Genomic DNA, 21,426 nt, shown 5'->3' with positions numbered 1-21,426 from the left:
GCTTAACGCTTGCCGTCCCCAATGCGTGGCTCCTTGCCAGACAGAATGCGGGCAATGTTTTCATGGTGCCGGGCAATGACCAGAACACTCACCAGCAACGCCGCCATGGGGGTGGGAGAATGCTGGAAGGAAAACCCATGCAGCGCCAGGGCAGCCAGCGGCATGATGACAAAAGCGGACAGCGCCCCAACGGAGGAAATACGGCTCAACCGGGCCATGCCCAGCCATGCCGCACAACCCAGCAACCCGGTAAGGGGGGAGAGCGCCAGCATGGCCCCAAGCCCGGTGGCAACGCCTTTGCCACCCCGAAAGCCCAGAAAAACCGGGTAACAATGCCCCACCACAGCGGCAAAAGCGGCGATGGCGGCCGCATGGGCTGAAAAATCGGGCGGGGTCATTACCCAGGCAATCACAACCGCCAGAAGCCCTTTGGCAGCATCCAGCCCCAGTGTCGCCGCAGCAAGGTCCTTGCGGCCTGTGCGCAACACGTTGGTGGCCCCGATGTTGCCCGACCCAATCTGGCGGAGGTCACCCGCCCCGGCAAGGTTGGTCAGGAGTAACCCGAAGGGCACACTGCCCAGCACATAGGCCAGAAAGGTCGTGGCGGCGATCAGCCAGAGTGCATAGGAAGGAAGGGCCCCTGTCATGCCGGAGCATCCAACTGGTAGACTTGGCGGCCTGCTTTCCATGTGCCCAGTACCCGGCCTTCCAGCGGGCGGCGGTCAAATGGGGTGTTTTGCGCACGGCCTGGCAGGTTCCCGGCCCGGACCAGCCAGCTCTGCTCGGGGGCAAACAGGCACAGGTCGGCAGCATCGCCCGTGACCAGAGCACCCGCGCGTACACCCAGCAGGGCGGCAGGGCGGTGGGTCAGCAGGGCTATGGCCTGCGGCAGGGTCAGCGTGCCGTCATGCACCCGTGCCAGTGTCACACCCAGCAGCGTGACCATGCCTGTGCCACCAGTGGCGGCCTGGGCAAAGGGCAGACGCTTGTCGTCCGCATCACGCGGGAGGTGGTCGGAGGCAATGGCGTCGATTGTACCATCAGCCAGCGCGGCGCAGACTGCCAGCCGGTCTTCCTCACTCCGCAGAGGGGGCGAGAACTTGGCGTAGGTGCGGAAGTCCCCGATCGTATTTTCATTCAGGTCAAAATACGGGGGGGCGGTGTCGCAGGTGACAGCCAGACCACGGGCCTTGGCGTCACGGATGAGGTTGATCCCTTCACCCGTTGAGACATGGCCAAAGTGCAGTCTGCCGCCTGTCAGCTCTGCCAGCCGGATATCACGCGCGATCATGATGGCTTCTGCCGCAGCGGGAATACCAGGCAGACCAAGCCGGGTAGCCAATGCGCTGGACGTGGCACAGCCGCTGCCTGCGAGCGAGGGTTCCTCCGGGTGCTGGATGACCATGGCCCCAAAACCACTGGCGTAGGACAGGGCCAGACGCATCAGGCGGGCGGGGTCAATGGCGCGGGCCCCATCGGTAAAGGCGACGGCTCCGGCTTCATGCAGCAGGCCGATTTCGGCCAGTTCCTTGCCTTCGCAGCCTTTGGTCAGCGCGCCGTAAGGCAGGATGGTGACAGCCTCTGTCTCCTCCCCTCTGGCACGGAGCATGCGCACAAGGGCGGGATTGTCGATGGCAGGTTTGCAGGTGGGCAGCACGGCAATGGTGGTAATGCCCCCGGCAGAGGCCGCGCGTGCGGCAGAGGCAATGGTCTCGCGGTATTCGTAGCCCGGCTCACCAATTTCAACACGCATGTCCACAAGGCCGGGGCAGAGGACTGCGCCGTTGCCGTTCACAACCGTTGCCCCTTCGGGCACGCTTTCACCTGCGGGTGTGTCTATGCCTGCAATGCGGCCTTCGCGCACCAGCAGCCGCCCCGGCTGGTCCAGGCCGGAAAGGGGGTCCACAAGGCGGACGTTGTCAAAAAGGAGAGTGGTCATGCCGTGTGCCTGCTGCGGGTAAGGCGGTCCAGCACGGCCATGCGTACGGCCACGCCCATTTCAACCTGTTCCTGGATAACGCTCTGGTCAGAGTCGGCAATGCTGCTTTCAATTTCCACGCCCCGGTTCATGGGGCCGGGGTGCATGACCAGCGCGTTCTTGCGGGCCAGTTCCAGCCGCCGCCGATCTAGGCCGAAAAAGCGGAAATATTCACGCGCACTGGGCACAAGGCCGGAGGACATGCGCTCGCGCTGCAGGCGCAGCATCATGACCACGTCGGCGTCTTTCAGCCCGTCTTCCATCCGGTGGTGGATGTCCACGCCCAGCTCTCCCAGCCCGCTGGGGACCAGTGTCGGGGGGCCGACCAGACGCACGCTGCTGCCCATGGTGGTCAGCAGGTGGATGTTGGAGCGCGCCACGCGGGAATGTGCGACATCCCCGCAGATTGCCACCGTCAGCCCGCCCAGCGTGCCCAGGTGGCGGCGGATGGTCAGCGCGTCCAGCAGGGCCTGGGTCGGGTGTTCGTGCAGGCCGTCCCCGGCGTTGACGACCGAGGCCTCGACCTTGCGGGCCAGCAGGGCTGGCGCACCGGACTGGGCATGGCGGACAACCAGCAGGTCGGTCCGCATGGCGTTGAGGGTCGCGGCCGTGTCCAGCAGGGTTTCCCCCTTGTTGACCGAGGATTGGGCGACCGACATGTTGATCACATCCGCCCCCAGCCGCTTGCCTGCCAGTTCGAAGGACGTGCGCGTGCGTGTGCTGTCCTCAAAGAAGAGGTTGATCAGCGTGCGCCCGCGCAGCACGTCGCGCGGGACCTTGCGCGATCGGTTGAGCAACGCATAGCTTTCGGCCAGATCGAGCAGGGGCTCAATCTGGTCCGGGGTCATGCCCTCCAGCCCCAGCAGGTGCCGGAAGGGGCGGCCGGGCTGGCTAGCCATGCAGGGCAGCCCCCAGGCGGGCCAGGGTTTCGTCCCGCCCCAGCGCGAACAGCGTGGCGTCGATGCCGGGGGAGGAGTTGGAGCCGGTAACCGCTGCACGGACAGGCTGTGCCACCTGGCCCAGCTTGTAGCCTCCGTTTTCGGCAAAGCGGCGCAGGGCTGCGTCGATGCTTTCCGGCGTGAAGGGGGAGATGGCTGCCAGATCACGCGCCAGTTCCACCAGCATGGCGCGGGCTTCGGGCGTGAGCAGTTTTTCGGCCTTCTGGTTCAGCGGCAGGGGCACGTTGCGGCCAAGGAAGGCGGCGTTTTCAGCCAGTTCCACCAAGGTGCGGGCACGGTCCTTCAGCCCAGGCATAAGGGCCAGCACGCGGGCACGGGTGGTCTCATCCACACGCACACCTTCGACACTTTTAAGCCGTTCCATCACGTCATCGGTCAGGCGTTCATCGTCTGCCTGACGCAACCATACGGCGTTGATGTGCTCAAGCTTGGCGTAATCCATGCGCGATGCCGCACGGCCCACCCCGTCGATGTCGAACAGCTTGATCTGCTCTTCCCGCGACAGGATTTCGGCATCCCCATGGCCCCAGCCAAGGCGCAGCAGGTAGTTGCACAGGGCCTCGGGCAGGTAGCCCATGTCGCGGAATTCCACCACGGACTGCGCGCCGTGGCGCTTGGACAGCTTGGCACCGTCGGGGCCGTGGATCAGGGGCAGGTGGCCAAAGCGGGGCAGGTCCCAGCCCATGGCCCGGTAGATCATGGCCTGGCGGAAGGTGTTGGTCAGGTGGTCGTCACCACGCAGGACGTGGGTGATGGCCATGTCGTGGTCGTCCACCACCACGGCGTGCTGGTAGGTGGGGGTGCCGTCCGAGCGCAGGATGATCATGTCATCCAGTTCGGCATTGGCCACGCGGACTTCGCCCTGCACCAGATCGGTAATGGTGGTTTCACCCTCACGCGGGGCTTTGATACGGACCGCATAGGGCGCGCCGGGCGGGGCTTCGGCCGGGTCGCGGTCGCGCCACAGGCCATTGTAACGCGGGGGCTTGCCGTTTTTAACGGCGTCCTCGCGCATCTCCTTGAGTTCCTCTGGCGTGCAGAAGCACTTGTAGGCCAGACCTTTTTCCAGCAGTTCAAGGGCGACTTCGCGGTGCCGCGCCTCGCGCGAGGACTGGAAGACCGGAGCTTCGTCGGGCGTGATGCCCATCCACTCCAACCCCGCGAAAATAACATCGACGGCCTGTTGGGTGGAGCGTTCGCGGTCGGTATCCTCGATGCGAAGGAGGAATTTGCCGCCATGGTGACGGGCAAAGAGGAAGTTGAACAGGGCTGCGCGGGCGTTGCCAATATGCAGCAGGCCTGTCGGACTCGGAGCAAAACGTGTGCGGATGGTCATGGGGTCTCTCCTTATCACGCGCGGGCGCGTGGAACCATATGCGCGGGATGATCCATGCTGTCGAGCATCAGCTCCTGTTACGGCAGCGGCGGCTTGTCGTGTGGGTGCCTGTTGGCGTGGCACTGGGGGCGGCCGCGTTTTTTGCCCTTCCGTGGGAGCCAGAATGGTGGACCTGCCTGGGCATGCTGCTGGGCAGCGCGTGCGCCGGGGTGGTGGTGCTGGCCATAGGCTGGGGCTGGTTGCTGGCCAGAGTGATCGGGGGCGGCTGTCTGGCGGTAGCACTGGGGGCCGCCTTGGCCTTTGCGGCCCTGCACAGGCAGCCACCCATGCCCGAACTGCCAGCCCGTGCTGTTGTGCTGTCGGGACTGGTGCGGAGCGTACTGCCCGCGCAGCCGGTGTCCGGCGGGCGTCTTCTCGCCCGCAGGGTGGAATTGGCCGATGTCAGATTTGAGGATTATCTGACAGACGACCTGCCACCCTTGCGCCGCCTGATTACGGTCAGGCTCCAGAGAGGAGACGAGGCACCCATTGCGGCGGGAGACCGGTTGAAAGTCCGGGCCATTCTGCGCCCCCCGCCATTTCCTGCACTGCCCGGTGGGCGGGACAGGCAGTTTGACGCCTGGTTTGATGGGCATGCGGGCACAGGGCAGGCGCTAGCGGCGGTACAGGTCAGGCCGGGGGGCATGCAGGGTCTGGCGAGCATGGCTGCATGGTTTACCAACCTGCGTGCGGGGGTGGATACCCAGGTGCAGGCAGCATTGCCCGGTCCGGTGGGTGCTGTGGCATCCATCCTGCTGGCAGGCCGGGGTGAAAGCCTGCCCGCCAGTGTGCGGGCGGACTTTGCTGCTTCTGGTCTGGCTCACCTGCTGGCTGTGGCGGGGTTGCACCTAGGGCTGGTTATGCTGGTTGTCATGGGGGTGGTGCGGCGGCTGTTGGTTGCATGGCCCTATGCAGCCCTTTACTGGCCCTGCAAGGTGCTGGCCGCGATTGTGGCTCTGGCTGCGGGTGGCTTTTATGTGCTGTTGACTGGTGCACATCTGCCCGCACAACGTGGCTGGCTGATGGCGGGCCTTGTGGTGCTGGCACTTGTTGCCGGGCGGCGTGGTGTCTCCATGCGGGGGCTGGCGCTGGCGGCCTGCGTGCTGCTGGTGCTGTCCCCTCAGGCTGTGGTGGGTGTTGCGTTTCAGATGTCCATGGCGGCGGTCATGGCGTTGGTGGCGGGGTATGACATCCTGCATCGGCCCTTGCTGGACTGGCGGGCACGCACGCCGGGGTTTGTAGGCTGGCTGGTGCAGCATGTAGCCGGGCTGGCGGGTGTCAGCCTGCTGGCCGGGTTGGCAACGCTGCCGGTTGGCATGGCGCATTTTGGTGTGATCGAGCCTTATTTCATTCTGGCCAATCTGATTGCGGTGCCGTTGATGGCCGTGCTGGTCATGCCTGCCGGGCTTGCCGCCCTGTGCCTTATGCCGTGGCATCTGGCCGGGGGCTGCCTGTTTGTCATGGGGCTTGGTATCCGCATCATCATTGTGTTGGCGCATGGGGTGGCCTGCTTGCCGGGGGCCATTGTGCCGGTGCCTGTTATGCCGGGCTGGGGCTTGGTGCTTTGCCTGCTCGGATTGTGCTGGCTGTGCCTGTGGTCGGGCCTGTGGCGGCTGATGGGGGTTGCTGCCATGGCTGTGGGGGTGTTGTCCCCCTGGTCTGTGGCGCGGCCTGATATTCTGCTGGGGCCGGACGGCGGGCTTGTAGGCGTGCGCGGTGCGCAGGCGCTCTATGTTATCGGGCAGGCGCGGGACAGTTTTCTGGTCGAGGCCGCATGGGCACAGGCGCTTGGCCTGCCCGTCAGGCGGGTGGACGCGACTCAGCCGTTTGAAACGCCTGAGGACGATATGACCTGTGCGGAAGATGGCCCCCCAGATGTGTGTCTGCTGTTCCGGCATGACAAAGCCATTGTGCTGATAGCCCGCACCGGAGGGGAGGGGGTGAGCGACCTCTGTGCCGGGGCGGATGGCGTTGTCGCAACCGTAGGGCTGGGGCCACTCTGCCGGAGGCTGCCCCTGCGCCTGGACCGGCACAGCGCCTGGTGGCATGGGGCCGAGGCGGTTTATCTGGGTGGGTCTGTGCCTGCTGTCCGTCAGGCGCGGCGGTCGCGTTTATGGGTGCTACGGCCCGGAGGCCACGCTACCCCGCTGCTACCTCTGGCGGCAGCGGAATAGTGCATGCATGGCGCGACCTGTCGGGGTGGTCAGTCCTGTGCGCTTTCAAAGGCTTCCATGACACGGCTGGAATAGACCAGAGCGGCCCCGGCATTGAGTGCTACGGCAACGCCCAGGGCTTCGGCAATTTCTTCCTTGTTGGCACCTGCCTGTTTGGCGGCGGCACTGTGCACGGCAATGCAGCCATCGCACCGGGTGGTGACAGCAACGGCAAGGGCAATCAGCTCGCGTGTTTTGTCATCCAGGTGCTTTTTCTCCGGCAGTGGCGTTTCCAGTGTTTGAAGGCCGGTCAGCGTGTTGGGAGAAAGGCTGACAAAGGTTTTCACGTTTTTTTGTAAATTGGCGCGATACGCATTCCAGTCGGTCATGATCTAGGCTTTCATTAAATGTGAAAGTAACAATACGAACAGCACCATGGATGTGGCGGCCTGTCACGACACGGTTAGGAGAGGTTACGATGCTTGCGAAAAGCAGTAGGCAGCCGGTATCGGGCAGATATGACATATACGGATAAAACCGGGCCACAGGCCGCAACACGGCAAGGCCCTCTGGCGGTTTACCAGCAGCGTATTGCAGCAGGTGACCTTAATGGTGATGCAGACCAGAAACGTGTGGTCGAGCGTCTGGACAAGCTGTGGCATGAACTGGCGGCCATGCCAGACCGGACACCCACCCCGGTCAAGGAGGCTGGCGGCCGAGGGCTGCTGTCCGGGCTGGTGCGCCGTCTGCGCCCCCAGACGACCGAAGCTTCGGTCCCTCGTCCGCGTGGGCTTTATATTGTCGGGCGTGTCGGGCGCGGCAAGACTATGGTCATGGACCTGTTTTATGGCTGTGCCCCGATCAGGCAGAAGGAGCGGCTGCACTTTTTGCACTTCATGCAGGACGTGCATCAGAAACTGCATGATCTCAAACGGGCTAACCCCGGCATGGCAGACCCGATCCCGCCACTGGCCGACGCCATAGCCGCCCGCGCTGTGCTGCTGTGTTTTGATGAGTTCCAGGTCAACGACATTGCCGACGCCATGATCCTGGGCCGCCTGTTTGAGGCGCTGTTCGCCCGCGGGGTGGTTATTGTGGCCACATCCAACACCGAACCGTCGCAACTGTTCCAGAACCGTCCGGGGGCGGATGCGTTCAAGCCCTTTATTGCCATTATCCGGCGGGAGCTTGATACGATCGAACTGGATTCGCCGCGTGACTACCGGCGTGGACGCCAGCAGGACAATGAAACATGGCTGGTGCCCGCTGACACCACAGCCCGCAGCAGGCTGGACGAAATCTTCGCCCGCTATGCCAATGGTGAAAAAGCAGCCCCCGTGGTGCTGGAGTTCAGCGGCCGCAGTCTGGAGGTGGATATGGCCGCAGGGCCGGTCTGCCGGTTTGATTTCAATTCTTTGTGTGGCAAGCCGCTTGGCCCTAACGACTATCTGGCTCTGGCACGGCGTTTTCCCGTGGTTCTGATTGAAGGAATCCCGTGCATGGGCCAGGACGAAGCCAATCTGGCCCGCCGCTTCATTACGATGATTGATGCGCTGTACGACAACGGAAATCTGCTGTTTGCCTCAGCCGAAGCCCCGCCTGACACGCTGTTTACACAGGGTGAAGGATCGGACGCTTTTGCCCGTACGGCCTCACGTCTCGCTGAGATGGGAAGTGAGAGCTGGCTCGAACACGGGGCGCAGGCAGCACAGGCGGCCCATAGCCTCTCTAGAGCGTGACATCGCCTGACCTTGTTCCCGCCACAGGGGCGGTCTAGCTCTTTGAAAGCAACAGCCGGGAGACCTGCTCCTGGCAACGGAATTCAGAGGGCACTGCGCGCTATGGCGCGCAGTGAAAGAAAGATGGATCGGCTTACGTCTGGGTATGTCACGCTGGTAGGCCAGCAGTGCATGCTGTCCCCACGGCAGGGAGGAATGTGAAATGGCGGTTTCGGATATGCTGGCTACCGCTCTGAACGGTGCCAATATTGCTTACCTTGCAGACCTGTATGCCCAGTGGGCGAAGGATCCGAAAAGCGTCGATCCGTCCTTCAACATTCTGTTCGAATCCCTGGGGGATGATGAAGCGGCAGTGCTGAAGGATGCGGTTGGGGCCTCATGGGCGCCCCGCCCGTCCAACATCACGGGGGAGGACGCTCCGCCTCCCGCCAAGGGTGGCCCCGCCGGTGGGCTTGCCGCGCAGGACAGCCTTGCAATTGCCCGGCTGATCCGCGCCTACCGTGAACATGGCCATCGTGAAGCCCAGCTTGATCCGCTGGGCCTGAAAGTGGCACCAGCTCTGCCCGAGCTTGACCCCGCGACCTATGGTTTTGACAAGAAGGGCCTTGAGCGCGAGGTTTTTGTCGGCACTCTGCTGGAACCACTGCTGAAAGGCCGCACAACAGCCCGCGTGGCAGAGGTGGTGCAGGCGCTGCGGTCCGTGTATTGCGCCAGCATTGGTGCAGAATACATGCACATGGCCACGCAGGAGGAGCGCGAATGGTTCCGCCAGCGGCTGGAAGGTGACAACTGGACACAGGCTGTCACAGTTGAAGAACGCAAAAGCATTCTGCGCAACCTGACGGAAGCTGAAGGGTTTGAGGCTTTCTGCCAAAAACGCTACGTGGGTGCCAAGCGCTTTGGGTTGGAAGGGGGCGAAATTTCCATTCCCTCCCTTCATGCCATTATTGATCAGGTGGCGGGGCAGGGCGTAACGTCTGTCGCCATTGGCATGGCCCACCGTGGCCGCCTGAACACGCTGGTCAACGTTGTCCGCAAGCCGTATGTCGCGATCTTTAATGAATTCGCAGGCGGTTCTTTCAAGCCGGATAATGTTGAAGGCTCGGGCGACGTTAAATATCACCTTGGCTCTTCCACCGATGTCGAGGTGGGCGGGCATGATGTGCATATCTCCCTCCAGCCCAACCCTTCGCATCTGGAAGCAGTGGACCCGGTGGTCTGCGGCAAGGTGCGCGCCATTCAGGACGACAGTGGCGATACGGACAGCCGCCGCTCCAGCATGGCCATTGTCATCCATGGTGATGCAGCCTTTGCCGGGCAGGGCGTGGTGTACGAAACACTGTCCATGTCCAGGCTGCCGGGCTACCGCACGGGTGGCTCCATTCACATGGTGGTCAACAATCAGGTTGGCTTTACCACCAACCCGGAATTTGGCCATTCCGGTGTCTATGGCACGGATATTGCCAAGTCGATCAACGCCCCCATCCTGCATGTGAACGGTGATGACGCTGAAGCCGTTGTCTATGTCTCCCGTCTGGCAGCGGATTACCGGCAGGCATTTGGCAACGACATCGTGCTCGATATCGTCTGCTACCGCCGCCATGGGCATAATGAGAGTGATGAGCCTGTGTTCACCCAGCCGGTGATGTACAAGGCCATTGCCAGCCACGAGACCCCCCACGCCCTGTATGCCAAGCGCATTGTACAGGTGGGTGCGGCTACTCAGGATGAGGTGCAGGCACTGTGGGATGCTTTCCAGAACCGTCTGGAAGACGACTACAAGGCAGCCCAGTCCTACAAGGTCAACAAGGCCGACTGGCTGGAAGGTGACTGGAAAGGCCTGCGGGCATCCGGCGGGACCAATGTGCAGGCCGTGCCGGAAACCGGTGTGGCGCTGGATGCACTGCGTAAAATTGGTGACGCCATCACCACTGTTCCCGAAGGCTTTAACCTCAACAGCAAAATTGCCCGCCAGCTCAAGGCAAAGGCCGCCATGTTTGAAACAGGCGAAGGCTTTGACTGGGCAACGGGTGAGGCACTGGGCTTTGGTGCACTGCTGCTTGATGGCCACCGGGTGCGCTTGTCGGGGGAAGACTGCCAGCGTGGCACCTTTAGCCAGCGGCATGCGGTCTGGACCGATCAGGTCAACCAGACCCAGTGCACACCGCTGAACCAGATCCAGGGTGAACAGGCAAAACTTGAAGTCTGGAACTCCCTGCTTTCTGAATACGGCGTGCTGGGGTTTGAATACGGTTACTCGGTCCGCAATCCGCAGACGCTGGTGCTGTGGGAAGCCCAGTTTGGTGACTTCGCAAACTGCGCACAGGTCATTATCGACCAGTTCATTGCCTCGGGTGAAACCAAGTGGCTGCGTATGTCCGGTCTGGTCATGCTGCTGCCCCATGGGTACGAAGGGCAGGGGCCGGAACATTCCTCCGCCCGGCTTGAGCGCTATTTGCAGCTCTGCGCAGAAAACAACATGTTTGTCTGCAACATCACCACACCGGCCAACTACTTCCATGCCCTGCGCCGTCAGCTCAAGCTGGACTATCGCAAGCCGCTGGTGCTGATGGAGCCCAAGTCCCTGCTGCGGCACAAGCTGGCAGTGTCCACACTGGCCGAGTTCGGACCCGGCACGCGTTTCAGCCCGGTTCTGCCGGAAGTTGACGCGCTGGATGCGGATGCCAAAATCCGCCGTGTCGTGCTGTGCTCGGGCAAAGTCTATTACGACCTGCTGGCCGAACGGCGGGAAAAAGACCTCAAGGACGTTGCCATCGTGCGTCTGGAGCAACTCTATCCTTTCCCGGAAGAGGCTCTCGCCACCGAGCTGGCGCGCTATCCTGCTGCCGAGATTATCTGGTGCCAGGAGGAAACGGAAAATGGCGGGGCGTGGCACTTTGTGGACCGCCGGATCGAGAATGCTCTGCTCAAGGCCGGGCACAAGGCCGGTCGCCCGCGCTATGTCGGGCGCGCTGCGGCGGCAAGCCCCGCCACTGGTCTGGCCCGCATCCATGCGGCCGAGCAGGCGGGTCTGGTGCAGGCAGCCCTTGGTCTGAAAAGCGCAAGCTGAACACTGTCGATATTTTAGAAAGCAGCCTACGGTACGTGGGCGAGAAAACCCGGAGCAGCATGGGTCAGGGCATGGTGCTCCGGGTGACTGAAAAGAAATGGGGAAGATGATGTCAGTCGAGATCAAGGTGCCGACACTGGGTGAAAGTGTGACAACTGCAACCATCGGCAAGTGGCTGAAGCAGCCTGGCGACGCGGTTAAGGAAGACGAACCGATTGTCGAACTTGAAACTGATAAAGTGAGTGTGGAAGTTCCTGCACCCAAGGCCGGCGTGCTTGGCCCGCAGGCTGTCAAGGAAGGGGACGAGGTTGAAGTTGGTGCCCTGCTGACCACGCTGGAAGCGGGCAAGGCCGGGGCTGCACCGGCTGCGGCCAAGGCGGCAGCGCCTGAAGCCAAAACGCAGGCTGCCCCTGCACAGGCTCCAGCCCCCAAGGCCGCCCCGGCTGCGGCTCCGGCGGTGGATGCCGCGGCTGCGCTGCCTGCTGCACGCAAGCTGATGGCAGAAAACGGTCTGGATGCCGGGCAGGTTGGTCAGGGTAGTGGCCTTGGCGGGCGTATTACCAAGGGTGACGTGCTGGGCTTTCTGTCCCAGCCGCAGGCAGCAGCCCCGGCGGCCGCCCCCAAGGCAGCACGCAATGACGACCCGCGTGAAGAACGCGTGAAGATGACCCGCCTGCGCCGCACCGTGGCCCGCCGCCTGAAAGAGGCACAGAACACGGCTGCAATGCTGACAACCTTTAATGAAATCGACATGTCGGGCGCGATGGCCCTGCGAGCCGAATTTCAGGACGGGTTTGTTAAAAAGCATGGTGTGAAGCTGGGCTTCATGTCCATTTTCTCCCGCGCGGTGATCGCCGCCCTGAAGGAATTTCCCGCCATCAATGCGGAAATCGACGGGGAAGATGTCATCTACCGTGACTTCGTAAACCTTGGCATTGCCGTGGGTGGCCCCAACGGTCTGGTCGTGCCGGTTATCCGCGATGCCGATACTCTGGGTTATGCCCAGATCGAAAAAACCATTGCCGGGTTTGGCAAGGCAGCGCGTGAAGGCACGCTGAAGCTGGAAAACCTGTCCGGCGGCACGTTCTCCATCACCAATGGCGGCATTTACGGGTCGCTGCTGTCCACACCGATCCTGAACGCCCCGCAGTCTGGTATTCTGGGCATGCACTCCATTCAGGAACGCCCGATTGCGGTCAATGGTCAGGTTGTCATCCGCCCGATGATGTATGTCGCCCTGTCCTATGACCACCGCATTGTGGACGGGAAAGAGGCTGTCAGCTTCCTTGTGCGTGTGAAGCAGAACGTTGAAGACCCGCGTCGCCTGCTGATTGACGTCTGAGGTCCGGTGGGGCTGACTGGCCTAACCGCTGGTCAGCCCACTGTTTGTGATCCCCAACGTGAACGAGAGAAAATTCATGCCGACTGAAATCAAAGTACCTGCCCTTGGTGAAAGCGTGACAACGGCCACGGTGGGGAAGTGGCTCAAGCAGCCCGGCGATGCGGTTAAGAAAGACGAAGCCCTTGTCGCGCTTGAAACCGACAAGGTCAGTGTTGAAGTGCCCGCCCCGGCCAGCGGCAGGCTGGAAAGCCATGCCGTGAAGGAAGGGGACGAGGTTGGTGTCGGCGCGGTGCTGGCCATTCTGGCCGAAGGTGCAGCAGGTGCTGCCCCGGCTGCCGCAGCAGCCCCCGCGAAGGAGGCCGCTCCCAAGGCGGCCCCGGCAGCACAGCCTGCGGCTGATGTTGACTACGATGTTGTGGTTATTGGCGCTGGTCCCGGCGGTTATGTCTGCGCCATTCGTGCCGCCCAGCTTGGCTTTAAGGTTGCCTGTGTTGAAAAACGCGCAACCCTTGGCGGCACCTGTCTGAATGTCGGGTGCATTCCCTCCAAGGCGCTGTTGCAGTCGTCCGAGAACTATCACGCGGCAGGGCATGATTTTGCAGCCCATGGCGTGGTCATCGACAGCGTCAAGCTCGATCTCGCCCGCATGCAGGCCCGCAAGGCCGAGATTGTCGGCGCGAATGTGAAGGGCGTTGAGTTCCTGTTCAAAAAGAACGGCATTACCTGGCTGAAAGGCCACGGCAAGGTCGAAGGCACAGGCCGCCTGAGCGTTGATGGCAAGCCGGTGACAGCCAAGCACATTATTATTGCCAGCGGCAGCGATAGTGCCAACCTGCCGGGGATCGAAGTGGACGAAAAGGTGATTGTCACCTCCACGGGTGCCCTGGAACTGTCCTCCGTGCCCAAGCGCCTTGTCGTTATCGGCGGTGGTGTGATCGGGCTGGAACTGGGTAGCGTGTGGCAGCGTCTGGGTGCCAGCGTCACGGTTGTGGAATTCCTCGACCGTCTGGTGCCGGGTACGGATACGGAAGTGGCAACCCAGTTCCAGCGTCTGCTGGTCAAGCAGGGTTTTGCCATGAAGCTGGGTCATAAGGTGACCAAGGCTGAAAAAACAGCCTCGGGCGTTGTGCTGACAATCGAACCCGCAGCAGGTGGCAAGGCCGAAACGCTGGAAGCCGATGTGGTTCTGGTTGCGGTGGGCCGCACGGCTGCCAGCAAAAACATGGGGCTGGAAGAAGCTGGTATTGCGCTGGACAAGCGTGGCCGTATTGAGGTCGATGCTCATTACGCAACCAGCGTGCCCGGTGTTTACGCCATTGGCGATGTGATTGCTGGCCCGATGCTGGCCCATAAGGCGGAAGAGGAAGGCGTTGCCCTGGCCGAACTGCTGGCGGGTCAGGCTGGGCATGTCAATTACGATGCAATCCCCGGTGTTATCTACACCTGGCCGGAAGTAGCATCTGTTGGCTTTACGGAAGACCAGCTGAAGGAAAAGGGCACGGCCTACAAGGTGGGCAAGTTCCCGTTCCTGGCCAATGGCCGCGCCCGTGCGCTGGGCATGACCGATGGTTTCGTCAAGGTGCTGGCCGACAAGCAGACAGACCGAGTGCTGGGTGTGCATATTCTTGGCCCGGCCGCTGGCGAACTGATTGCCGAGGCAACGATGGCAATCGAGTTCGGCGCTTCTGCTGAGGATATTGGCCGCGTCTGCCATGCCCACCCGACACTGAGCGAAGCCGTGAAGGAAGCCGCGCTGGGCGCTGACAACCGCGCGATTAATATCTGATCGTTTCCTTCTTTTTTAAAGAAATGCCATACTCTTTCCCATGTCATGAGCACGGGAGAGGGTATGGCATGTTTGCAGCAAGACATCTGACGGCATGGACTATGGCTGTCGGTCTTCTGGTCCCGTCAGCCGTGACAGCCGCTGCCGAACCGTCCGGGACCGACCAGTCTGATATTTCCGGCCTGCATGCCCATGATGGGCGTGAGAAACAGGCCGATGCCGCAACCCGTTCCTATTTCCCCGATGGTGATGTGGGGGAGGAATGGCCAGCAAGCCATGGCAATACACAGGGTAAAAGGCAGATTGCCTCAGCCACCGCAGGGCGGCCTGACGTCGCATTCCATGCCCCCGTAGCCCGACAGGCGGGGCTGGACAGGGTGCGCCAGCCTGCGGCAGCAGTGCCCGCGCCGCAGATGGTGGCCGCAGTGACTGCCCCGGTGCCTGTGCAGGCAACGGAACTGCCAGTTGTTGCTCCGCCTGCGCACTTACCTGCCGCTACTGCCCAGCATGCGCTGGCTACGGCTGACGTGCCGCCAGCAGCGCATACGGTTGCCGACCCAGCCGCAACCCAGGCAGCCGAATCGGATATGCCAGCGCCCCCCGTGCTGGATGAGGACGCTGCGCGTGAGGCCGCGCAGGAACTGACCCGTGCTTTCCGGCATGAAGTGCCACAGGCCCGTACTGTATCCGCCGCCTATAAAGCGGAATGGGTGGATCTGGCCCGCCAGCAGATTGAACAGGCCGGTTATACCATTGACCGACCGCAGGTGATTGTCGTGGTGGACCGTAATCCGACCGTCCAACGGCTCTGCCTGATTCTGGCCCTGCCCAATACGCAGGAGTGGCAGGTAATAGGCAGCACCAATATTTCAACGGGCCGCACCGGGCATAAGCATTATTACATTACGCCGACAGGGGTGTTTACCAATACAGCCGACCGGCTGGGCTACCGCGCCCTGGGCACCAAGAATGAAAACGGTATCATGGGCAATGGTACCAAAGGCATGCGGGTGTGGGATTTTGGGTGGCAGATAGCCGAAAAAGGTTGGCTCCCCAGCCGGGAGAAAGGCCCCATCCGGCTTGAAATGCACGCCACGGACCCTGTTTTTCTGGAACAGCGCCTGGGCCACATGGCATCTGCCGGGTGTATCCGTATTCCCGCAGCGCTGAATATTTTTATCGACCGGCATGGTCTGCTGGATGTGGAATACGAGCGCAAGGCGGCTGTGGACCGGCGCTTCAAAGCCTTGCTGCGGGCTGACCGGACACCATCGCCTATCTCCGGCTTGGCCGTGGTGGTGGTGGATACCGCAGGGCAGGTGCAGGAGGCGGGCAAGACAGCCGCACTCAAGGACCAGTCACCCCGGCATCAGCCCGCGACCAACGGGTAAGCACCCTCTGCCAGGCATGGGAGTACAGTCTGGCAGAGGGTAAATGGCTGCTTACAGCCCGGCAGGCACCTTGCCACCGTTTTCGGCCAGCTTCTGGCGGACCTGGCCGATCAGCCACACGTTCATCGCAGCGCTGTCGTCTGTGCTGCCGGTGTAGCCCAGTTCTGCTGCCAGCTTCTTGCGGGCATCGAGGGAACTGTCCAGCCCCAGCAGCTTGAGAAGATCCACAATGGACTGCTTCCAGTTCAGCGTCTGGCTGTTGTGGGCAGCCATATCGGTCAGGACAGAATCAATATCAATCGTGGCCGGTGTGGCTACGGGTGTTGCCGCAGGTACGGGGGCTGCCGGGTTGGTCTGGGCGTCTGGCGTCTGGGCAGCCGGTGTTGCGGCCTTGGCGTGATGGAAAATGGCGGAAAAAATGGAACCAAGAATGCTCATGGCAGTCGGCCTTTCATGTCTGAAAATACGTCACCCAAGGTTTGTACCCTCCTGTTCTGGCAGGAAAGTGGCATCCTGCCTATAGAAGGTGCCCGGTGGATTGTGTGCAGGGGGTCTTATGAGTGTTTCTCCAGCGATTGTCTGGTTTCGTGACGATTTCCGTCTGGCGGACAATGCCGCCCTGACAGCCGCCCAGCAGAGCGGTGCGCCCATGCTGTGCCTTTATATAAGGCAGCCGGTGCCGCAGGAGTTTTCTGCCGCTGACTGGTGGCGGGAAAAAAGTCTGTCGGTGTTCATGGATGAACTGGCCCGGCAGGGCGGCAGGCTGCATGTGTTTGAGGGCGACGCGGAACATCTTTTGCCAGAGATTGTGCGCCGCTCCGGGGCAACATCCGTGTTCTGGAACCGCCGCTACGACCCTGCGGGCAGGGCTACGGATACAGCGCTGAAAGCCAGGCTACGGCAGGATGGCACAGCAGTCAGCAGTTTTGCCGGTAACGTGCTGCATGAGCCATGGACAATCCGGACCCAAGCCAGGCAGGCGTTTCAGGTATGTGGCGCATATTGGCGTGCGGCCTGCCGGGTGGAGCCTTTGCCGCCTTTGCCTGCTGTGCAGGATGTAGCGTTTGCCACTGTGGAGGCAGAAAGCTGGCCCGGTTGGTCCGGGGTGGTGGCCCCGCAACTGGGGGCTGATGGCCCGCCGTGGTGTGCCATGCTGGACAGCCAACACCAGAAGGGTGAGGCCGCAGCTCACGCTGCTCTGGCCACGTTTTTGCAACAGGCTCTGCCAGAGTATGTGCAGGAGCGTGACTACCCCGCGCACGATGGCACGTCTGCCCTGTCGTGCTTTCTCCGCACCGGGCAGATTACGCCACGGCAGATCTGGCAGGCTGTGACGGACGCTGATTCCTCGCAGGCCAGTGTGAAATTTCTGGCGGAACTGGGCTGGCGCGAGTTTGCCTGGTCGCTGCTATGGGATCACCCTGATCTGGCCACACGCTGCCTGCGGCCCGAATTTGAGCACATGGCCTGGCGGGATGATCCCGCCGGACTGGAGGCCTGGAAACTGGGCCGCACAGGCTACCCGCTGGTGGATGCAGGAATGCGTCAGCTTTGGCAGACGGGCATCATGCATAACAGGGTGCGGATGGTTGTCGGGTCGTTTTTGGTCAAGCACCTGCTGATTGACTGGCGAGAAGGCGAGCGCTGGTTTGCCCATACGCTGACGGATTATGACCCCGCCAGCAATGCCATGAACTGGCAGTGGGTGGCCGGATGCGGGGTGGAGAGCGCACCGTTCTTCCGGATCATGAACCCGCGTTTGCAGCAGGAAAAGTTTGATGCCCAGGGCGACTACGTGCGCCATTGGGTGCCAGAGCTTGCCCGGGTCTCGCAAGCGGTCATGGCGGATATTCTCAAGGATGGCTGCGGTGGGCCGGGGGGGTATCCGCCCGCTCTTGTACCACATGCCATGGCGCGGGCGCGGGCTCTTGCGGCACTGGAGCAGGCGCGGCAGGCCGGAAAAAGTGCCTGAAAACACAAAGGCCGAGGCAGGATGGTACCATCCCGCCTCGGCCCTGTTCAGCATCCCCTGAGGGGGAGGTGCTTAGTAGCGGTATTCTTCGTGCTTGAACGGGCCGTTGACGGGCACGTCAATGTATTTGGCCTGCTCTTCGCTCAACTTGCTCAGCTGTGCGCCAACCTTGGCCAGATGCAGGGCGGCTACTTTTTCGTCCAGCTTCTTGGGCAGGGTGTACACCTTCACGTCGTACTTGCCTTCAGGCGCTGTCCACAGTTCGATCTGGGCCAGTGTCTGGTTGGTGAAGGAGGCTGACATCACAAAGGACGGGTGGCCCGTGGCATTGCCAAGGTTCACCAGGCGGCCTTCGGACAGCACGATCAGACGCTTGCCGTCGGGGAAGACAACTTCGTCCACCTGCGGTTTCACGTTGTCCCAGGTGAAGTTGCGCAGCCCATCGATCTGGATTTCAGAATCGAAGTGGCCGATGTTGCACACAATGGCGCGGTTTTTCATGGCGCGCATGTGCTCAACGGTGATGACACCGACATTGCCCGTTGCGGTCACAAAAATATCGCCACGCGGTGCAGCGTCAGCCATGGTGACGACTTCGTAGCCTTCCATGGCGGCCTGCAGGGCGCAGATCGGGTCGATTTCGGTCACCAGCACGCGGCAGCCTGCATTACGCAGCGATGCGGCGGAGCCTTTGCCGACATCACCATACCCGGCGACAACGGCAACCTTGCCGGCCATCATCACGTCGGTGCCACGGCGGATAGCGTCCACCAGGCTTTCGCGGCAGCCATACAGGTTGTCGAACTTCGACTTGGTCACACTGTCGTTCACGTTGATGGCGGGAACCTTCAGTGTGCCTTTCTTCTGCATTTCCCACAGACGGTGCACGCCTGTTGTGGTTTCCTCGGACAGGCCGCGGACGTTGGCCAGCAGTTCGGGGTATTTGTCGTGCATCAGCACGGTCAGATCACCGCCGTCATCGAGGATCATGTTCGGGGTCCAGCCATCGGGGCCCTGAATGGTCTGCTCGATGCACCACCAGAATTCGTCTTCCGCCAGGCCTTTCCAGGCAAACACGGGAATACCGGCAGCGGCGATGGCAGCAGCGGCGTGATCCTGTGTGGAGAAGATGTTGCACGAAGACCAGCGCACCGTGGCGCCAAGGGCCACCAGTGTTTCGATCAGCACTGCGGTCTGGATGGTCATGTGCAGGCAGCCCGCAATGCGTGCGCCTTTCAGGGGCTGGCTTGCGCCATATTCCTCACGCAGGGCCATCAGGCCGGGCATTTCGCCTTCTGCGATGGAAATTTCCTTACGGCCCCACTCGGCGAGCGAGAGATCCTTCACCTTATAGTCGGTCATGTTATCCTGTCTTCCTGTCCGGACTGTTGGTTTCTATACAGGCTGGCGGGCAGAGAGGCCAGATGAAAGCGGCATGGCAGGCAATTGGGCGGCCTGACCTTGCCATGGGGCTTTTTTTCTGGTGTGCAGCCCGGCATTGCTGGCTCTGGCTCTGGCTCTGGCTCTGGCTCTGGCTCTGGCTCTGGCTCTGGCTCTGATGGTTGCGGGTATGGTGGTCATGGTTGTTGTGCGTTCCATTGTGTTCAATGTGCTGGCGTTTGCGCTGACCCTGCTGATGGGGGTTGGGGCTTTTCCCGTGCGCTGGTTCCTGCACCAATGGGCGCTGCCCTACGCACGGCTGTGGTCGCGGCTTGTGTTGTGGCTGTTCGGGCGTATCTGCGGGGTGCGCTTGCAGGTCAGCGGGCTGGAAAACCTGCCAGCCTCTGGCCCGGCCCTGATTGCCTCTCAGCATCAATCCGCCTTTGACACGCTGGTCTGGATGCTGCTGCTGGCCCGGCCCTGTTACGTGATGAAAGGGGAACTCAAGCGTATCCCCCTTCTGGGGCCAATGCTGGTGCTGACAGGCATGATGCCGGTTGAGCGGGCTGCCGGGGCCAAGGCCCTGCGCCTGCTGCTGCAAGGCACCGACAAAGCCGTGCAGGACAGCAGGCAGATTATTATTTTCCCCGAAGGCACGCGCACCTTGCCGGGCGAGCATGTTGACCTCAAACCCGGGATCGCAGCCATGTCCAACCATACCGGGCTGCCTGTTATTCCGGTTGCGACCAATTCCGGCCTGTTCTGGGGGCGTAATGCTTTTGTCAAACGCCCTGGTGTGCTGCATGTGGCCATAGGGGCGGCCATAGAGCCAGCCAGGCGCGGGCAATTGTTGGCCGGGATCGAGCAAAGCTGGCGGCAGTTAGAGCAGGGCTGGGTCAGCCAGAGCGGACAATAAGGCTGCACCTTTGTCCGGACCTGTTTTTTCAGCATGGCTGAGGGTCCTATGAATGCAACAGCCGTATTCTGAACTTTCTGTAATATGATGGCGATGCATACGGCGCAGGGGCTACCGTATTGCTGCCTGAAAACTGTGCATGTTCGTTGTATTTTAAGCTTTTTCTGTCGTTCTTGCTGGGGAGTATCAGCCTTGGGGCTGAAATATCCAGGCGGGAGCCCTGCCGCTGGACAGGGGATGCTGCAAACAGTCACACGGCTGCGTCTGAGCTGCCGAAAAAACGGGAGAAGCCGTGAAGACACTCGGTCGTATCGGCATTGTTGCGGTTGCTCTGGGGGCAGGAGGTCTTGGCCTGCTGCGCTGGGCGGCTGCACGGCAGTTGGAGGGTGTTAGCAGCGGCAATTTTGGTGCGTGCCAGATGGTCAATGTCGGGCATGACGTGCCGCATGGGCTGCTTAATCTGACAGTGGTGCTCGATCACGTCAGCCTCCATTGCAATGGGGCCAGAGGCGGCGACTGGGCAGGGTGGAGCAGCCTGACCTATGCCTCCAGCCGTGTGGAACTGGGGGTGCGGGTGTGGTCACCCAGGGCTGTGTCCATCCGGCTGCATGGTCTGACAGCCTCCTCCGGTCAGGCCGCTGATAAGCATGAAGTGCTGCGGGTGGAGGGGGCTCCGATCGACTTCCGATTGGCCTGTTGCACGGCCGAGACAGGGCTTGTGCGCTTTCAGTCGCCTTTTGTTTCCCTCAAGCCGCTGGGCATTAGCATGGTGGATGCCCAGGGCCAGTTTTTGTGGAACACGCGGGCGTCTCAGCAGGCCAGTGCGGGTGGTCTGCTGGTTTATGCCCGGCAGATGGGTGTGCCTGCTCTGGGGCAGGGTTTTGAGCGCGTAAGGGCAGCATTTTCGGTGCCGGGGCCGTTTAGTGTCCTGCACACAGTCTCCTGGGGGGCAACGGGTCTGGCGGGCTGGCCGGATGTGCTGGTGCAGCGCTTTTCGGCTGACTGGAATGGGCTGGAAGTGGGTGTGTCTGGCCACCTCAATACTGGGGGAGAGGGGGCCGCGACAGGGGATTTCTGGCTGACCCTGCGGCAATGGAAACCCTTTGTGGAGCAGTTGCGCCAGCATGGGGTGTTGAGTGCAGCCCAGGTGGAAGCCATGGAAACCACATTCGACCGCCTAGCCAGCCGTGAGGGCATGAGCCAGGGCGCGCTTATTCTGCCCATTATGGTGCGGGACAGCAAAATGCAGGTTGGCACGCTGCCCGTTACCACCCTTCTGCCTGTGCTGCATGCCATGATGGCAGTGCCCGCTGGGGGCTTTCACTAGCTGGTTTTTGACCGGCCGGTTGGGTTTGAGTCGTTCAA

General features: G+C 61.9%; 16 protein-coding genes. 9 read left to right on the top strand and 7 right to left on the bottom strand.

Going from position 1 to position 21,426, the window contains the following annotated elements; genetic code table 11:
* Positions 1-2: 2 nt before the first annotated feature.
* From plsY to gltX, 4 genes are read right to left on the bottom strand one after another with little or no spacing between them, the layout of a single operon-like run.
* Positions 3-647 carry a glycerol-3-phosphate 1-O-acyltransferase PlsY gene (gene plsY, locus FLP30_RS01350; protein WP_149278012.1) on the bottom strand — a complete coding sequence of 215 codons (645 nt, stop codon included), beginning with the start codon at positions 645-647 and terminating at the stop codon, positions 3-5.
* Positions 644-1,939, bottom strand: a complete 1,296-nt coding sequence (locus tag FLP30_RS01345) for a dihydroorotase (protein WP_149278011.1) — start codon at positions 1,937-1,939, stop codon at positions 644-646. The genes plsY and FLP30_RS01345 overlap by 4 nt, the downstream gene beginning before the upstream one ends.
* On the bottom strand, positions 1,936-2,877 hold the full coding sequence (locus FLP30_RS01340) for an aspartate carbamoyltransferase catalytic subunit (RefSeq protein WP_149278010.1): 942 nt from the start codon (positions 2,875-2,877) through the stop codon (positions 1,936-1,938). The genes FLP30_RS01345 and FLP30_RS01340 overlap by 4 nt, the downstream gene beginning before the upstream one ends.
* Positions 2,870-4,273, bottom strand: coding sequence for a glutamate--tRNA ligase (gene gltX, locus FLP30_RS01335; protein ID WP_149278009.1), 1,404 nt, complete (start codon positions 4,271-4,273; stop codon positions 2,870-2,872). Before gltX ends, FLP30_RS01340 begins: the two co-directional genes overlap by 8 nt.
* Before the next feature lie 38 nt (positions 4,274-4,311).
* On the opposite strand from gltX, the gene FLP30_RS01330 reads away from it, so the two are divergent.
* Positions 4,312-6,486 (top strand): ComEC/Rec2 family competence protein, encoded by a 2,175-nt coding sequence (locus FLP30_RS01330; protein ID WP_149278008.1) that lies wholly within the window; start codon positions 4,312-4,314, stop codon positions 6,484-6,486.
* 29 nt (positions 6,487-6,515) lie between these two features.
* Here FLP30_RS01330 and FLP30_RS01325 read toward each other — a convergent pair whose 3' ends face one another.
* On the bottom strand, positions 6,516-6,854 hold the full coding sequence (locus tag FLP30_RS01325; RefSeq protein ID WP_149278007.1) for a carboxymuconolactone decarboxylase family protein: 339 nt from the start codon (positions 6,852-6,854) through the stop codon (positions 6,516-6,518).
* Positions 6,855-6,983: 129 nt separating this feature from the next.
* Between FLP30_RS01325 and zapE the strand changes: the two genes are divergently transcribed.
* The 5 genes from zapE (at position 6,984) to FLP30_RS14370 (ending at position 15,793) form a co-directional block, all read left to right on the top strand.
* A complete protein-coding gene (gene zapE / locus FLP30_RS01320) occupies positions 6,984-8,204 on the top strand; it encodes a cell division protein ZapE (protein ID WP_149278006.1) in 1,221 nt (406 codons plus the stop codon).
* Between the two features lie 202 nt (positions 8,205-8,406).
* A complete protein-coding gene (locus FLP30_RS01315; protein ID WP_149278005.1) occupies positions 8,407-11,274 on the top strand; it encodes a 2-oxoglutarate dehydrogenase E1 component in 2,868 nt (955 codons plus the stop codon).
* A gap of 109 nt (positions 11,275-11,383) precedes the next feature.
* Positions 11,384-12,616 (top strand): 2-oxoglutarate dehydrogenase complex dihydrolipoyllysine-residue succinyltransferase, encoded by a 1,233-nt coding sequence (gene odhB / locus FLP30_RS01310; protein ID WP_149280142.1) that lies wholly within the window; start codon positions 11,384-11,386, stop codon positions 12,614-12,616.
* 76 nt (positions 12,617-12,692) lie between these two features.
* Positions 12,693-14,402 carry a dihydrolipoyl dehydrogenase gene (gene lpdA / locus FLP30_RS01305; RefSeq protein WP_149278004.1) on the top strand — a complete coding sequence of 570 codons (1,710 nt, stop codon included), beginning with the start codon at positions 12,693-12,695 and terminating at the stop codon, positions 14,400-14,402.
* A gap of 68 nt (positions 14,403-14,470) precedes the next feature.
* Complete coding sequence (locus FLP30_RS14370; protein WP_246856550.1) at positions 14,471-15,793, top strand: L,D-transpeptidase; 1,323 nt, start codon at positions 14,471-14,473, stop codon at positions 15,791-15,793.
* A gap of 51 nt (positions 15,794-15,844) precedes the next feature.
* Here FLP30_RS14370 and FLP30_RS01295 read toward each other — a convergent pair whose 3' ends face one another.
* Positions 15,845-16,231 (bottom strand): DUF3597 domain-containing protein, encoded by a 387-nt coding sequence (locus FLP30_RS01295; RefSeq protein ID WP_149278003.1) that lies wholly within the window; start codon positions 16,229-16,231, stop codon positions 15,845-15,847.
* A 118-nt stretch (positions 16,232-16,349) separates the two neighbouring features.
* Here FLP30_RS01295 and FLP30_RS01290 point away from each other — a divergent pair, with 118 nt between their 5' ends.
* Positions 16,350-17,765: a cryptochrome/photolyase family protein gene (locus FLP30_RS01290; RefSeq protein ID WP_149278002.1), complete on the top strand. Its 1,416-nt coding sequence runs from the start codon at positions 16,350-16,352 to the stop codon at positions 17,763-17,765.
* Positions 17,766-17,837: 72 nt separating this feature from the next.
* Here FLP30_RS01290 and ahcY read toward each other — a convergent pair whose 3' ends face one another.
* Positions 17,838-19,127 (bottom strand): adenosylhomocysteinase, encoded by a 1,290-nt coding sequence (gene ahcY, locus FLP30_RS01285; RefSeq protein WP_149278001.1) that lies wholly within the window; start codon positions 19,125-19,127, stop codon positions 17,838-17,840.
* A 217-nt stretch (positions 19,128-19,344) separates the two neighbouring features.
* Here ahcY and FLP30_RS01280 point away from each other — a divergent pair, with 217 nt between their 5' ends.
* Positions 19,345-20,061 carry a lysophospholipid acyltransferase family protein gene (locus tag FLP30_RS01280; RefSeq protein WP_149280141.1) on the top strand — a complete coding sequence of 239 codons (717 nt, stop codon included), beginning with the start codon at positions 19,345-19,347 and terminating at the stop codon, positions 20,059-20,061.
* A 292-nt stretch (positions 20,062-20,353) separates the two neighbouring features.
* A complete protein-coding gene (locus FLP30_RS01275; RefSeq protein ID WP_149278000.1) occupies positions 20,354-21,388 on the top strand; it encodes a DUF2125 domain-containing protein in 1,035 nt (344 codons plus the stop codon).
* Positions 21,389-21,426: the final 38 nt, after the last annotated feature.

The sequence above is a fragment of the Acetobacter vaccinii genome, assembly GCF_008365315.1.
In the GTDB taxonomy this organism is placed as follows: domain Bacteria; phylum Pseudomonadota; class Alphaproteobacteria; order Acetobacterales; family Acetobacteraceae; genus Acetobacter; species Acetobacter vaccinii.
Note: the sequence above shows the minus strand (reverse complement) of the source record. Positions and strands in the feature narration are given on the sequence as shown.

Bases quoted from the DNA above. Each gene is read 5' to 3' on its own strand.
- plsY (WP_149278012.1), bottom strand. From the start codon at position 647: ATGACAGGGGCCCTTCCTTCCTATGCACTCTGGCTGATCGCCGCCACG.
- FLP30_RS01345 (WP_149278011.1), bottom strand. From the start codon at position 1,939: ATGACCACTCTCCTTTTTGACAACGTCCGCCTTGTGGACCCCCTTTCC.
- FLP30_RS01340 (WP_149278010.1), bottom strand. From the start codon at position 2,877: ATGGCTAGCCAGCCCGGCCGCCCCTTCCGGCACCTGCTGGGGCTGGAG.
- gltX (WP_149278009.1), bottom strand. From the start codon at position 4,273: ATGACCATCCGCACACGTTTTGCTCCGAGTCCGACAGGCCTGCTGCAT.
- FLP30_RS01330 (WP_149278008.1), top strand. From the start codon at position 4,312: ATGCGCGGGATGATCCATGCTGTCGAGCATCAGCTCCTGTTACGGCAG.
- FLP30_RS01325 (WP_149278007.1), bottom strand. From the start codon at position 6,854: ATGACCGACTGGAATGCGTATCGCGCCAATTTACAAAAAAACGTGAAA.
- zapE (WP_149278006.1), top strand. From the start codon at position 6,984: ATGACATATACGGATAAAACCGGGCCACAGGCCGCAACACGGCAAGGC.
- FLP30_RS01315 (WP_149278005.1), top strand. From the start codon at position 8,407: ATGGCGGTTTCGGATATGCTGGCTACCGCTCTGAACGGTGCCAATATT.
- odhB (WP_149280142.1), top strand. From the start codon at position 11,384: ATGTCAGTCGAGATCAAGGTGCCGACACTGGGTGAAAGTGTGACAACT.
- lpdA (WP_149278004.1), top strand. From the start codon at position 12,693: ATGCCGACTGAAATCAAAGTACCTGCCCTTGGTGAAAGCGTGACAACG.
- FLP30_RS14370 (WP_246856550.1), top strand. From the start codon at position 14,471: ATGTTTGCAGCAAGACATCTGACGGCATGGACTATGGCTGTCGGTCTT.
- FLP30_RS01295 (WP_149278003.1), bottom strand. From the start codon at position 16,231: ATGAGCATTCTTGGTTCCATTTTTTCCGCCATTTTCCATCACGCCAAG.
- FLP30_RS01290 (WP_149278002.1), top strand. From the start codon at position 16,350: ATGAGTGTTTCTCCAGCGATTGTCTGGTTTCGTGACGATTTCCGTCTG.
- ahcY (WP_149278001.1), bottom strand. From the start codon at position 19,127: ATGACCGACTATAAGGTGAAGGATCTCTCGCTCGCCGAGTGGGGCCGT.
- FLP30_RS01280 (WP_149280141.1), top strand. From the start codon at position 19,345: ATGGTTGTTGTGCGTTCCATTGTGTTCAATGTGCTGGCGTTTGCGCTG.